The 14,443-nt window shown below is 32.4% G+C and carries 12 protein-coding genes; 11 read left to right on the top strand and 1 reads right to left on the bottom strand.

The features are described from left to right. Positions 1-7: 7 nt before the first annotated feature. From VCM48_RS04440 to VCM48_RS04390, 11 genes are all read left to right on the top strand, one after another. Positions 8-955, top strand: a complete 948-nt coding sequence (locus VCM48_RS04440) for a PorP/SprF family type IX secretion system membrane protein (RefSeq protein WP_425659058.1) — start codon at positions 8-10, stop codon at positions 953-955. Between the two features lie 159 nt (positions 956-1,114). Further along, on the top strand, positions 1,115-1,948 hold the full coding sequence (gene rluF / locus VCM48_RS04435; RefSeq protein ID WP_482271772.1) for a 23S rRNA pseudouridine(2604) synthase RluF: 834 nt from the start codon (positions 1,115-1,117) through the stop codon (positions 1,946-1,948). A gap of 69 nt (positions 1,949-2,017) precedes the next feature. Beyond that, complete coding sequence (gene tgt / locus VCM48_RS04430; protein WP_440121263.1) at positions 2,018-3,148, top strand: tRNA guanosine(34) transglycosylase Tgt; 1,131 nt, start codon at positions 2,018-2,020, stop codon at positions 3,146-3,148. 1 nt (position 3,149) lies between these two features. Beyond that, positions 3,150-4,235, top strand: coding sequence for an LptF/LptG family permease (locus VCM48_RS04425; RefSeq protein ID WP_482271771.1), 1,086 nt, complete (start codon positions 3,150-3,152; stop codon positions 4,233-4,235). Continuing rightward, positions 4,222-5,121, top strand: coding sequence for a DMT family transporter (locus VCM48_RS04420; protein ID WP_482271770.1), 900 nt, complete (start codon positions 4,222-4,224; stop codon positions 5,119-5,121). The genes VCM48_RS04425 and VCM48_RS04420 overlap by 14 nt, the downstream gene beginning before the upstream one ends. 106 nt (positions 5,122-5,227) lie before the next feature. Then, the gene (locus VCM48_RS04415; RefSeq protein WP_482271769.1) at positions 5,228-6,181 is read left to right on the top strand and encodes an acetyl-CoA carboxylase carboxyltransferase subunit alpha; all 954 of its coding nucleotides are present in this window, start codon (positions 5,228-5,230) and stop codon (positions 6,179-6,181) included. 84 nt (positions 6,182-6,265) lie between these two features. Continuing rightward, positions 6,266-6,730, top strand: a complete 465-nt coding sequence (locus VCM48_RS04410) for a DUF2606 family protein (RefSeq protein ID WP_482271768.1) — start codon at positions 6,266-6,268, stop codon at positions 6,728-6,730. 143 nt (positions 6,731-6,873) lie between these two features. After that, on the top strand, positions 6,874-7,956 hold the full coding sequence (locus tag VCM48_RS04405) for an efflux RND transporter periplasmic adaptor subunit (protein WP_440121267.1): 1,083 nt from the start codon (positions 6,874-6,876) through the stop codon (positions 7,954-7,956). 24 nt (positions 7,957-7,980) lie between these two features. Beyond that, the gene (locus VCM48_RS04400) at positions 7,981-11,229 is read left to right on the top strand and encodes an efflux RND transporter permease subunit (RefSeq protein WP_482271767.1); all 3,249 of its coding nucleotides are present in this window, start codon (positions 7,981-7,983) and stop codon (positions 11,227-11,229) included. Further along, positions 11,219-12,670: a TolC family protein gene (locus VCM48_RS04395; protein ID WP_482271766.1), complete on the top strand. Its 1,452-nt coding sequence runs from the start codon at positions 11,219-11,221 to the stop codon at positions 12,668-12,670. The genes VCM48_RS04400 and VCM48_RS04395 overlap by 11 nt, the downstream gene beginning before the upstream one ends. Positions 12,671-12,855: 185 nt before the next feature. Then, on the top strand, positions 12,856-13,728 hold the full coding sequence (locus VCM48_RS04390; protein ID WP_482271765.1) for a cation diffusion facilitator family transporter: 873 nt from the start codon (positions 12,856-12,858) through the stop codon (positions 13,726-13,728). Between the two features lie 30 nt (positions 13,729-13,758). On the opposite strand, the gene VCM48_RS04385 is transcribed toward VCM48_RS04390, so the two are convergent. Continuing rightward, a complete protein-coding gene (locus VCM48_RS04385) occupies positions 13,759-14,391 on the bottom strand; it encodes a 7-carboxy-7-deazaguanine synthase QueE (protein WP_164723437.1) in 633 nt (210 codons plus the stop codon). Between the last annotated feature and the right edge of the window lie 52 nt (positions 14,392-14,443).

Genomic DNA, 14,443 nt, shown 5'->3' with positions numbered 1-14,443 from the left:
AACAGAAATGAGAAAAATAATATTAATTTTATGTGTAGTATTAAGTAGTGTAAAAGTTACTGCACAAGAAGTAGAATTACCACAATATGTGAGTCATTTAGCTGATAACCCGTTTTTAATATCTCCAACGTATGCAGGTATTGGTACTGGATTACAGGTTAGGTTAAATGGAGTAAGCCAGTGGATTGGAGTTAAAGATGCACCAGACACACAATCGTTAACAGTTGAAGCTCGTATAGCAGACACTTTTGGTGGTGGTATTACTTTATTTAATGATAAAAATGGATATACAACTCATAAAGGAGCAAAATTATCGTTTGCAAGTCACTTAACATTAAGTGACTTTCACGATAGCTTTTTATCATTCGCATTAAGCTATAGTTTTATTCAGTTTGGTATTGATACTTCTGAAAATAATTCAGGACAAGTAGTACCAAATAGAACATTAAACAATTCAAATTTTGATGTAGGTCTATTATATCGTTACGAACGATTTAGTATAAGTCTTAACGCGATAAATATTTTAAATAAAGAAATTGAAGATTTTCAAACTGGTGAACCAGAAGTGTTAAGAAAGTATACAGTTTTTACTTCTTATACTTTTACAAGGTTAAGTAGAAATTTTGAATTAGAACCTTCAATGTTAGTAGAGTATAGAGAAGCAGATAAACGATCTAGAACAGATATGAACGTTAAAGCCAGAAAAGGAATTAGAGACGGATATGTTTGGGCTGGGGTAAGTTATACATTCTTAAACGATCAGTTTTTTCAACCAAACGCTATTGCACCATTATTTGGTTTAAAAAAGAACAACCTATACTTGTCGTACGGATTTAGTATTAACATGAATAAGACACAAGAATATAACTATGGTACACACATGATAACACTAGGGTTTGACTATGAAAGAAGACCAAGTTTAGCACGTTGTACACAAAAAATGATTATGTTTTAATAATAAAAACATATAAATTATGAAATCCTCAAGTGTTAGCTTGAGGATTTTCTTTTTCTTTGTAGGTGATTAGTTTTTAATATCTAAAAGTAATACAGTATAAATAAACTCAGTTATGTGTTACATTTGTTTGTGTAGCTATAACATAGATTCTATGTAATGGAAAATAATAACGACACATCAATAAATCTTAATAAGTACATAAGTAGTACAGGTATTTGTTCACGCCGTGAAGCAGAACGCTTTATTACTGAAGGAAGAGTAACCATAAACGGAAAACCCACACAACTAGGCAATAGAGTACATGAAGGCGATGTCGTTAAAATTGATGGAAAACCGTTAAAAGCAAAACCTAAGACTATATATATAGCGTTAAACAAACCAGTAGGTATTGTTTGTACTACAGATAGTAAAGAGCGTAAAAATATAGTAAAGTTTGTAGGACATCCACAACGATTATTTCCTATTGGTCGATTAGATAAACCCTCAGAAGGATTAATATTCTTAACAAATGACGGAGATATCGTAAACAAAATTCTACGCGCAGGAAATAACCATGAGAAAGAATACATAGTAACGGTTAATAAGCCAATCAATGAACGCTTTATAAAGAGAATGAGTAACGGAATACCAATTTTAGGAACCGTAACAAAGAAATGTAAAGTAGAACGTGTAAATGATACAGTATTTAAAATAACTTTAGTACAAGGCTTAAACCGCCAAATACGACGTATGTGTGAATACTTAGGGTACGAAGTAAAAAAACTAAAGCGCACACGTATTATGAATGTAACTTTAGGAAACTTAAAAGTAGGAGAATGGCGTGAATTATCATCTAAAGAAATGGATGAAATTAATAAACTAGTAGCAGGCTCATCAAAAACATATGAAGGAGCAGAAAAAAAGACCCAAAAAACTTCTCCTCAAAAAAGTACTCAACCAAAGAAAAAAGCAGATTTTAAATCCAAGTTTGGAAGAAGAAGAAAGAATTAAAAACAGTAATAAGAAACTTTTAACTTTCTACTTTTAAACATTCAACTTACATGTGTATCTTTGCCACTTATGCAATTTGACTTAAAAATAACCGATCCTAAAAGTAAAGCACGAGCAGGTGTTATTACAACCGATCACGGAACTATAGAAACTCCAATATTCATGCCTGTAGGTACAGTAGCTACAGTTAAAGGAGTACATCAATCAGAATTAAAAGACGAAATTAATCCTGATATAATCTTAGGAAACACATATCACTTATACTTACGTCCAAAATTAGAAACTTTAGAAGCAGCAGGAGGGTTGCACAAGTTTATGAATTGGGATCGAAATATTTTAACGGATAGTGGAGGTTACCAAGTATACTCTTTATCAGGAAGAAGAAAGATAAATGAAGAAGGTGTAAAATTTAAAAGTCATATAGATGGATCAACGCATTTCTTTACACCAGAAAATGTAATGGAAACACAGCGTACTATCGGAGCAGATATAATCATGGCTTTTGATGAATGTACACCATATCCTTGTGATTATAATTACGCAAAAAGATCTATGCATATGACACATCGCTGGTTAGATCGTTGTATAAAACACTTTGAGAATACCCCTCCAAAATACGGATATAGCCAATCTTTATTTCCAATTGTGCAAGGTAGTACTTACAAAGACTTACGTAAACAATCAGCAGAATATATAGCAAATTCAGGAGCTGAAGGAAATGCTATTGGAGGATTGTCAGTAGGAGAACCAGCAGAAGAAATGTATGCTATGACTGAAGTGGTAACAGCAATATTACCGGAAGACAAGCCTAGATATTTAATGGGAGTAGGTACACCTATTAATATTTTGGAAAATATTGCATTAGGTGTAGATATGTTTGATTGCGTAATGCCAACCCGTAATGCACGTAACGGAATGTTATTTACAGCACACGGTAGTATAAATATTAAAAATAAAAAGTGGGAAAAAGATTTTTCTCCAATTGATGAAATGGGTATTACTTGGGTAGACACTATGTATTCTAAAGCCTATTTACGTCACTTATTTGCTTCAAGAGAGATGTTAGGTAAACAAATAGCGTCTATTCATAATTTAGGATTTTATTTATGGTTAGTTCGTGAAGCACGTAAACATATTATAGCAGGAGATTTTGCTTCATGGAAAGACAAGATGGTAAAACAAATGGATAAACGTTTGTAATTTGAAAATACTAGATTGGTACATATTAAAACGTTACTTAACAACTTTTTTGTTTACGTTACTTATTTTAATACCTATTGCAGTAGCTATTGATATTGCAGAAAAGGTTGATAAATTTTTACGAGAAGAAAATCTTACGTTGTTTGAAATAGTTAATGACTACTATAAAAACTTCATTATTTACTATGCTAATACGTTTATGCCATTAGCATTGTTTATAGCAGTTATTTTATTTACTTCAAAGCTAGCAAGTAACACTGAAATTGTAGCAATTAACAGTTCTCAAGTATCATTTACACGATTCTTATATCCATATTTTATAGGAGCAACTATTGTTTGTGCAGTAGCGTTATCAATGAATCACTTTTTTGTACCATCAAGTAGTAAAACACGAAAAGCTTTTGAAAAAAAATATCTAAAGAAAAAAAAGTATTCAGACACTACTATTCGTGAATTTAGCTTACAGCTTAATGATAGTACTTATGTATATATCCAAAACTTTGATTTAAAGCGAAATTCAGGATTTAATTTTTCAATCGATCTATATGATGGTATTAAGCTAAAAAGAAAGCTTACTGCTGATAATATTAATTGGAATGAAAAGGATAGTACATTTAAACTATATAACTGGAAAGAACGAAAAATTTTTAAAGAAAGAGATAGTATCTTCTCAGGAAGAAATATAGATACCACATTTACATTTACACCAGAAGATTTTAATTACAAGAATATTATGGCACAAGAAATGAACTCTCCAGAGTTGGTCAAGTTTATTGAAGTGTCTAGAAAAAGAGGAATAAAAAACTTAAACGCATACTTGGTTGAACTCTACAAAAGAACAAGTTTACCAGTTGCTAGCTACATACTAACATTAATTGCAGTGGGGCTAGCACACAGGAAAAGTAGAGGAGGTATAGGAGTTAATTTAGCCATAGGTATTAGCGTTATGTTTATTTATGTTTTCTTTTTAAAAGTAGCAGAAGTATTAGGAGCTGTAGCAGGAGCAAATGCCCTGTTAAATGTTTGGATACCTAATATAGTATTTGGTTTATACGCTATTTATTTATATTTCAATGCAAGGAGATAAATTAAAAAACTACCTACACTTACATTTAATCGTTTTTATTTGGGGGTTTACAGCAATATTAGGAGCATTAATATCAATTGATGCAGTTCCTTTAGTTTGGTACAGAATGTTATTAGCAGTAGGCTTTATTGCTATTTATTTTGTAATAAGAAAGAAATCATTTAAAGTAGAAAAAAAAGCATTAGCCAAGTTTGCTATTTCAGGAATAATTATAGCGGTACATTGGATAACATTCTTTAAAGCAATAAAGGTATCAAATGTATCAGTAGCTTTGGTTATGATGAGTACTGGAGCCTTTTTCGCTTCATTTATAGAGCCTTTTTTCTTTAAAAGAAGAATAAAATTAATCGAAATAGTTTTAGGACTGTTAGTAATAGTAGGCTTGTATATTATATTTAATTTTGAAAGTCAGTATACACTTGGAATTATTTATGCGTTAATTTCAGCCTTTCTATCCGCATTATTTTCAGTGTTAAATGGTGTGTTTATAAAAAAACATGAAGCCAATACTATTTCATTCTACCAACTATTATTCGGAGTTTTAGGAGTAACTATTTACTTATTATTTACGCAAAAATTTTCAGTAGAATTTTTCCAATTACAAGCAAGTGATTGGATATATTTATTAATTTTAAGTAGTATTTGTACAGCATATGCTTTTATTGCTTCAGTACAAGTAATGAAGTATTTAACACCTTATACAGTAATGCTTACTATTAATTTAGAACCTATCTACGCCATTATCTTGGCATTATTAATATTTGGAGAAAAAGAACAAATGAATCCAGAGTTTTATTACGGGGCTTGTATTGTTTTAATAGTGGTGTTACTGAACGGAGTACTTAAAAACGCCTCTTCTATAAAAAAGAAAATTATAAAAAAATAGTATTTTAAGAAAAAGGATGAAGGTAAACTGTACAATTTTTTAGTATGTTTGCCTTTACAAACAACTAACTAGTAAATTAGAAAATCAAACTATATACAAGAATACAATGGAATATTTAGATTTTGAAATGCCAATAAAAGAGCTAGAAGATCAGTTGGCAAAATGTTTTGATATAGGAAAAGAAAGTGATGTAGACGTAACAGCTACATGTGAGAAGATTGAAAAAAAATTAGAGAAAGCTAAAAAAGATATATATAAGAATTTAACGGCATGGCAACGTGTACAGTTGTCTCGTCATCCTAATCGTCCTTATACTTTAGATTATATAAAAGCACTTTGCGGAGACACTTTTATGGAATTACACGGTGACCGTAGTGTGAAAGATGATAAAGCAATGATTGGTGGACTAGGTAAGATTGGAGATCAATCTTTTATGTTCATAGGTCAGCAAAAAGGATATAATACCAAAACGCGTCAATACCGTAACTTTGGTATGGCGAATCCAGAAGGATATCGTAAAGCATTACGTTTAATGCGTATGGCTGAAAAATTTGGATTACCAGTAGTAACTTTAGTAGATACTCCAGGTGCATACCCAGGATTAGAAGCTGAAGAACGTGGACAAGGAGAAGCAATTGCTCGTAATATCTTTGAAATGACACGTTTAAAAACACCTATTATTACCATAATTATAGGAGAAGGAGCTTCAGGAGGAGCTTTAGGAATAGGAGTAGGAGACAGAGTATATATGCTAGAAAACTCTTGGTATTCGGTTATTTCACCAGAAAACTGTTCTTCAATATTATGGCGTAGCTGGTCAGAGAAAGAAAAAGCAGCTGAAGCATTAAAATTAACAGCAGAAGATGGTATGAAACTAAAAATAGTAGATGATATCATCAAAGAACCATTAGGAGGTGCACACTCTGATCGTGAAGGAACTTTTAAAGCTGTTAAAGAACAGATTGTAAAAGCATATGGAGAGCTTAAAAAACTCAAGGAGCAAGAATTAATAGCTCAACGTATGGAGAAATATGAAAATATGGGAGTATATAAAGAATAGCTTTATACCCCAAAAAACATACTATTAAAACTCGCCATTTGGCGAGTTTTTTTTGTTTTATAAATATTTTACGATACGATTTGTTTGTTAAATGAATATATATCTATAATTTTGCCGGTCGAAATGAGTAATACATTTAATAAATATCTATTTTTATTAATACTTTTATTAAAAGGATGGTCTACATCATATGCAGACCAAAAGGCTTTTGATACAACAACCTCAGTGGTTACTTATAAATCTGTAAACGCAAAAACAGAGCCACAATCAATTACTCAAAACACCATTAACTTAGCTTTTGATAAACAGCATCAAGACTCTGAAAGGGAGAATTATTTTGAAATCAGCGAGATTGAAGACAAAACCCAAGACGAAAATGAAGTAGATGAAAGTTTATCAAAATTCGGAAGTTACTTATCAGCAATCTTACATGCGCAGTTTTTTGAGTGCCAGTTTTGTGTAGTAAAAGAAAAAGCACAACGCTTTAAAGAGTACACTTTTAGTGCTATAGTAAAACTCCATGTAAAATTTCAAGTTTTTATAATTTGATACCCTCTTCGGTAAAGTAGGCTAAACCTATCATTTAGCTTATTTTATTTATTCACACATAAGAATTTAATTAAATTTTTAGAATAACCATTGGTTTTCAATGGTTACACACTCACTCTAACTTTACAAATACATACAAAAAAATGAAAAAAAGCTTCATTTTCATGAGCCTATTTGCGCTATTAATTAATATTAGCTGCGAATCAAAAAAGGAATCTAAACATCCAGAAACAAAGTTCCTTGTAACCAATCCCATTAAAAAAGATACATCAATAACTAAAGATTATGTAAGTCAAATACATGCCATTCAGCATATAGAATTGAGGGCACTAGAAAAAGGATATTTAAAGAAAGTATTTGTTGATGAAGGACAACATGTAAAAAAAGGACAAAACATGTTTCAAATATCAGCAAACGTTTATAAAGCAGATTTACAAAAAGCAAAAGCAGAAGCAAAAGCTGCTGAAATTGAATATAAAAACACGGAATTATTAGCAGATGGAAACGTAGTTTCTAAAAATGAATTAGCCTTAGCGAAAGCAAACTACGAAAAAGCAAAAGCTGAAGTAATGTTGGCACAAACACACCTAGGTTTTACAAGCATTAAGGCACCATTTAACGGTATAATGGACCACTTACATGTTAGAAAAGGAAGTTTGTTAGATGAAGGAGAACTCCTAACAACACTATCAGACAACAGTAAAATGTGGGTATATTTTAATGTACCAGAAACAGAATATCTAGACTACATAATGAGTCAAGATAAAGACAAGAAAAAAGAAGTAACACTTTTAATGGCAAATAACAAACCATTCAATCAAAAAGGAATAGTAGAAACGATTGAAGGAGAGTTTAACAATGAAACAGGAAATATTGCCTTTAGAGCAACTTTCCCAAATCCAGATGGAATTTTAAGACACGGAGAAACAGGAAGTATTTTAATGGAAGTTCCATACGAAGGAGCCTTAATAATTCCACAAAAAGCCACTTTTGAAGTATTAGATAAAAAATATGTTTTTGTAGTAGATAAAAATAATACAGTAAAACAACGAGAAATTACTGTAGAAGCAGAATTACCACACTTATTTATAGTAGAAAAAGGACTTACAGAAAACGATAAAATATTGTTAGAAGGAATCCGTATGGTAAAAGACCAACAAAAGATACATGTTGAGTTTAAAGAGCCAAATGCAGTAATGTCTAGTTTAGACTTATATGCAGAGTAATCAAAAACTAAAATTCAACAAAACATGTTTAGTCAATTTATAAAAAGACCAGTACTAGCAATTGTTATTTCGATAATAGTTGTTTTTACGGGGTTGTTATCAATAAAACAACTCCCAATATCACAGTTTCCACAAATTGCACCAACCACGGTAAACATATTTATAGCCTACCCAGGTTCAAGTGCAGATGTATTGGTAAACTCAACACTAATTCCTCTAGAAACAGCCATCAATGGAGTTCAAGGAATGCGTTATATCGCTTCTGATGCTACAAGTGCAGGAGAAGGAACCTTACGTGTAATTTTTGAACCAGGTACAGATCCCAACCAAGCGGTAGTTAGGGTAAAAACAAGGGTAGATCAAGTAATGCCTTTATTACCTGAATTAGTACAGCGAGAAGGAGTAATTATAACTCCAGTACAACCAAGTATGTTAATGTATGTGAACCTTTTTAGTAAAGAAAAACATAATGACGAAAAGTTCCTATACAACTATGCGTACACCAAAATGATACCCGAGATTCAACGTATTAACGGTATTGCCAGTGCTAAAATTTTAGGAAGTAGAAAATATGCGATGAGAGTTTGGTTAAAACCAGACCGAATGAGAGCCTATAATATTTCTGCGGAAGAAATTTTAGAAGCGATGGAAGACCAAAGTATTTTGGCAAGACCCGGAAGATTGGGAAGAAGTTCAGGAATCAAATCACAATCACTAGAATATGTACTTACCTATCAAAACAGGTATAACGAACCAGATCAGTACAAAGACATTATTATTCGAGCAAATGAAGAAGGAGAAATTTTAAAGCTAAAAGATGTTGCCGAAGTAAAATTAGGAAGTGAATTCTTCGATATTTACTCAAACCTAGATGGGCATCCATCAGCATCTATTGTTTTAAAACAAACCTTTGGAAGTAATGGTAGTGATGTAATAGCATCGGTAAAAGAAAAACTAAAAGAATTAAAAGAAGATCTACCACCAGGGATTGATTTTCAAATTAGTTATGACGTTTCTAACTTCTTAGACGCCTCTATAGAACAAGTAATACATACACTTAGAGATGCCTTTATTTTAGTAGCCATTGTGGTATTCCTATTCTTGGGAGATTTACGATCAACCTTAATTCCAATTATAGCAGTACCAGTGTCCTTAATCGGAGCATTCTTTATAATGCAACTTTTCGGGCTATCAATCAACTTAATTACCCTGTTTGCATTAGTACTAGCCATTGGTATTGTAGTAGATGATGCTATTGTAGTTGTAGAAGCAGTCCATTTAAAAATGGAGAAAGAACATTTAACACCTTATCAAGCATCTAAAGCAGCATTAGGAGAAATAGGAGGTGCTATTTTAGCAATTACATTGGTGATGGTTTCTGTATTTGTGCCAATTTCATTTATGACAGGGCCAGTAGGAGTTTTCTACAGACAGTTCTCTATAACAATGGCGGGTTCTATCATTATTTCAGCAGTGGTAGCATTAACATTAACACCAGTATTGTGTGCAATGATGTTAAAAAACAACCACGGAAAAGAAAGAAAAAAATCAATAGTAGATAAATTTATTGATTGGTTTAACAAAGGATTTGAAAAGCTAACAGGAAGATATGTAAAAGTGTTGAACAGAATCGTAGCACGAAGAATGTTAACCTTTGGAGTATTACTAGCTTTCTGTGCAGGAATATTTATTACCAATAAAACATTACCAGCAGGTTTTATTCCTAGTGAAGACCAAGGAATGATTTATGCAATCATTCAAACACCACCAGGTGCTACCTTAGAACGTACAAACGAAGTAGCAAGAAAACTACAACAAATTTGTGAAGAAACTGAGGGAGTAGAGTCAGTTTCATCTTTAGCAGGATATGAAATTATGACCGAAGGTAGAGGGTCAAACGCAGGTACCTGTTTAATTAACTTGAAACCATGGTCAGAACGTCATCATTCAGTTCATGAAATCATGGAAGAACTAGAAGAAGAAACTAAAGACTTAGGAGCGGTTATAGAATATTTTGAACCACCAGCAGTACCAGGGTTTGGATCTTCAGGAGGGTTCTCAATGCGTTTATTAGACAAAACAAACTCAACAGACTATCACGAGTTTGAAAGTATCAATAACAAATTCATGGAGTCGTTATCAAAACGAAAAGAGCTTACAGGGTTATTTACTTTTTATTCTGCAAACTATCCGCAGTACGAATTAAAAATCGACAATAAAAAAGCGATGCAAAAAGGAGTAACCATTGGTAAAGCCATGGAAAACCTAAACATTTTAATAGGTAGTACCTATGAACAAGGTTTTATTCGTTTTGGTAGATTCTTTAAAGTATATACACAAGCAGCACCAGAATACAGAAGAATTCCTTCAGACTTAGAAAAACTATATGTTAAAAATGAAGAAGGAGAAATGGTGCCTTATTCAGCGTTTATGAGTTTAGAAAAAAAACTAGGACCTAATGAGATAACACGATACAATTTATATAATTCAGCAGCTATTAGAGGATTACCAGCGCCAGGATACACAAGTGGAGATGCTATTAACGCAATTAAAGAAGTAGCAGCAAAAGAATTACCAAGAGGTTATGATGTGGCTTGGGAAGGACTTACTTATGATGAAGCAAGAAGAGGTAATGAATCGGTGTATATTTTCATCATTGTATTAGCCTTTGTATATTTTGTATTAGCAGCACAATACGAAAGCTTTATACTGCCATTAGCTGTGATATTCTCGCTTCCAGTAGGAGTGTACGGGTCATTTACACTATTAAAACTAATGGGCTTAGCGAATGACGTATATGCACAAATTGGAATAATAATGCTGGTTGGTTTATTAGGTAAAAATGCAGTGTTAATTGTAGAATTTGCGGTACTAAAAAGAAGTCAGGGAGCTACAATTTTTGAAGCAGCTATTGAAGGAGCTAAAGAACGATTCAGACCAATTTTAATGACATCATTTGCGTTTATCGCAGGATTAATACCGTTAGTTATAGCTCCCGGGGCTGGGGCTATTGGTAATAGAACTATTGGTGGTTCGGCTTTAGGAGGAATGTTAATAGGTACAATTTTCGGAGTTTTAATTATACCAGGTCTCTATTACATATTTGCTAAAATGAGTGATGGAAGAAGCTTAATTAAAGACGAAGCTAATGAACCAGTTTCTGAAGAATTTATAAGAATAAATGAAGTTGAAGGAAGTAAAACAAAAGCTAAAATAGCAGAGCTTAAAAAGCTTCTAAAGAAAATAATTAAAAGAGAAAACAATGAAAACTAAACAAAGAAGTTTATTTGTAATAAAAAAAGCACACTTTTTAAGTGTGCTTACCCTCTTAGTTTTGTGCTCTTGTGTATCAAATCAAGTAGTAAGAGAAGAAAATAAGGCGGTACCAGAGAATTTTAAGAACCAACCTGTAGATTCATTAAATACAGCTACTATTAAATGGCGTGACTTTTTTTCAGATTCACATTTAATTTCTCTGATAGATACAGCTTTATCAAACAACCAAGAGTTGAACATAATGTTACAACAAGTAGCTATTTCAAAAAATAATATTAAGGCAAAAAAAGGTGAGTATTTACCATTTGTAAATATGTATGCTGGGGCAGAAGTAGAAAAGGTAGGGAAGTATACTAGAAATGGAGCCGTAGAAGAAAATTTAAATATTCGAGAAGATGAAAAATTTCCAGAGCCATTAACTGATTTTTCAATAGGACTTTCTGCTTCATGGGAGTTAGATGTTTGGAAGAAGTTACGAAATGAGAAGAAAGCAGCAGTACTAGAATACTTAGCTAGTGTTGAAGGAAAAAACTTTATGGTAACTAATTTGGTTTCAGAAATTGCAAATTCATATTACGAATTAGTAGCATTAGATAATGAATTATCTATGGTCTCACAAAACTTAGAAATTCAAAAAAATGCATTGCGAATGGTGAAGCTTCAAAAACAGGCTGCAAGAACAACTGAATTGGCAGTACGTAGGTTTGAAGCGAGTGTACTTAAAAACCAAAGTCACCTATATGAACTTCAACAAAAGATAGTAGAAACTGAAAATAAAATTAACTTTTTAGTAGGAAGATACCCACAACCTATAGAAAGAAACTCAGATAATTTTATAGACAAACCTATTGAAGGAGTAAAAGCAGGAATCCCATCACAACTGTTACAAAACAGACCCGATTTAAGAAGAGCTGAATACGAATTAGCAGCAGCCAAATTAAATACTAAAATAGCACGAGTTAATTTTTATCCATCAATCGGTATAAAAGCAGGAGTAGGGTTACAAGCATTTAAACCTAAGTTTTTAACATCAACACCAGAATCGTTAGTGTATTCTTTAGCAGGTGATATTGTAGGGCCTTTAATCAATAGAAATGCTATAAAAGCAGCTTATAAAACAGCCAACAATAAACAATTACAAGCTGTTTACGAATACGAAAGAGCTATTTTAAATGCGTATTTAGAAGTAGCGAACGAGCTTTCGAAAATTGATAACTTAAAAAACAGTTACGATTTAAAAAAGCAACAAGTAGAAGCGTTAAACGAATCTATAGACCTTTCAATTCGTCTGTTTAAATCGGCAAGGGCTGAATATACAGAAGTGTTGTTAACGCAAAGAGAAGCATTAGAATCTAAAATTGAAATTATAGAAACTAAAAGAGATCAATTGTTGGCAAACGTAAAAGTATATAAAGCCTTAGGAGGAGGCTGGAACTAATTTTTTCATTCGTTATTAAATATTAATTGTTGTTAAAGTGGTAGTTTTATTAACTATCCAAAAGGCTCGCCAACTGGCGAGTCTTTTTTAGTAATAGATTTTCTATTGTACAATCTAGGGTTTTTCGATAGTTTTCAAGTACCTTCGTACTACCTCATAAAAAGAGATTGTAATATCATAATTCAATGAGTAAAGAAGAGTTAGCCATCAAAACCACATATTTTAGTATTCTTAGCAATACTAGTTTAGCAATTATTAAAGGATTAGCAGGTGTTTTCGGAAACTCATACGCATTAATAGCAGATGCAATTGAATCTACTACCGATATTTTTTCTTCGCTTTTAGTGCTATTAGGATTGAAATACGCGAAAAGACCCGCAGATAAAAACCATCCGTACGGACACGGAAAAATAGAACCTTTAATCACCTTTGTAGTGGTAGCCTTTTTGGTAACTTCAGCTACAGTTATAGCCTATGAAAGTATACAGAATATCCAAACACCACACAAAACTCCTAAACCATGGACGTTACTTGTTTTAGGAGCAATTATTATTTGGAAAGAAATATCTTTTCAAGTGGTTATCAGAAAAAGTAAAGAAACTAATAGTTCTTCCTTAAAAGCAGATGCGTGGCACCATCGAAGTGATGCAATTACTTCTGTAATGGCATTTATAGGAATTTCTATAGCACTTATTTTTAAAGAAGGCTATGAAACAGCTGATGATTGGGCAGCTTTATTGGCCTCTTTCTTTATTTTATACAATAGTTACTTGATTTTTAGACCAGCGCTAGGTGAAATAATGGATGAACATGTATATGATGATTTGATAGAAGAAATAAGAGAGAAATCTATGGAAGTAGCAGGTGTTTTAGGAACAGAAAAATGCTTTGTTCGTAAAGCAGGAATGAAATATCATGTAGATTTACATGCTATTGTAGATAGTACCATTACAGTAAAAGAAGGACACGATATTGCTCATAAATTAAAAGACTATTTAAGAGAAAAACTCCCAGATTTAGGACATGTTTTAATTCATATAGAGCCAAGTGAATACTAAAAAAGCAACCCAATTAGGTTGCTTTTTTGTTTACGGTATATTTAAATATTTATGAGTTTGTAAGGAAATTTTCCACTGTGGATGCTCCATCACGTAATCAATAATTTGCGGTGTCATTTTTTCCTTTTTACTCCATTCAGGTTGTAAAAACAACTTACATTTTTTACCAACTTTAGCAGCCTGTTCCTCAGCAAACTGAAAATCATTTTTATTATGAATAATCATTTTCAATTCATCCGCTTCTTGGTAAGCACGTTCCAAAGGTAGTTTGGTTTTTTTAGGCGATAAACAAAACCAATCCCAAACACCAGAAAAATCGTAAGCTCCAGAAGTTTCAATATGTGTTTTAATACCTTTTTCTTGAAGTTGTTGCGTAATATAATCCAAACTCCACATTAAAGGCTCACCACCTGTAATAACCACAGTTTCGGCATATTTCTTTGCGTTTTCAACGATAATATCCGTTTTTGTAGGTGGATGTAAATTAGCATCCCAGCTTTCTTTTACATCACACCAGTGGCAACCTACATCGCAACCACCAATACGAATAAAATAAGCAGCAGTACCAGTGTGTGCTCCTTCTCCCTGAATCGTATAAAACTCTTCCATTAACGGAAGCATTTCTCCTGTATTAATTAACTCTTGTACTTCTTTTTTCAACATAAGGGTGCAAAGATAGGCAACATTAAAATTTAATGAATGATTTTTGTTACTT

The organism is Tenacibaculum sp. DPLXC6 (assembly GCF_056815515.1).
Note: the sequence above shows the minus strand (reverse complement) of the source record. Positions and strands in the feature narration are given on the sequence as shown.

What these genes read in the sequence shown, in the direction of transcription:
- VCM48_RS04400 (WP_482271767.1), top strand. Translation starts at nt 7,981, where the DNA reads ATGTTTAGTCAATTTATAAAAAGACCAGTACTAGCAATTGTTATTTCG.
- VCM48_RS04395 (WP_482271766.1), top strand. Translation starts at nt 11,219, where the DNA reads ATGAAAACTAAACAAAGAAGTTTATTTGTAATAAAAAAAGCACACTTT.
- tgt (WP_440121263.1), top strand. Translation starts at nt 2,018, where the DNA reads ATGCAATTTGACTTAAAAATAACCGATCCTAAAAGTAAAGCACGAGCA.
- VCM48_RS04390 (WP_482271765.1), top strand. Translation starts at nt 12,856, where the DNA reads ATGAGTAAAGAAGAGTTAGCCATCAAAACCACATATTTTAGTATTCTT.
- VCM48_RS04385 (WP_164723437.1), bottom strand. Translation starts at nt 14,391, where the DNA reads ATGTTGAAAAAAGAAGTACAAGAGTTAATTAATACAGGAGAAATGCTT.
- VCM48_RS04440 (WP_425659058.1), top strand. Translation starts at nt 8, where the DNA reads ATGAGAAAAATAATATTAATTTTATGTGTAGTATTAAGTAGTGTAAAA.
- VCM48_RS04415 (WP_482271769.1), top strand. Translation starts at nt 5,228, where the DNA reads ATGGAATATTTAGATTTTGAAATGCCAATAAAAGAGCTAGAAGATCAG.
- VCM48_RS04420 (WP_482271770.1), top strand. Translation starts at nt 4,222, where the DNA reads ATGCAAGGAGATAAATTAAAAAACTACCTACACTTACATTTAATCGTT.
- VCM48_RS04405 (WP_440121267.1), top strand. Translation starts at nt 6,874, where the DNA reads ATGAAAAAAAGCTTCATTTTCATGAGCCTATTTGCGCTATTAATTAAT.
- rluF (WP_482271772.1), top strand. Translation starts at nt 1,115, where the DNA reads ATGGAAAATAATAACGACACATCAATAAATCTTAATAAGTACATAAGT.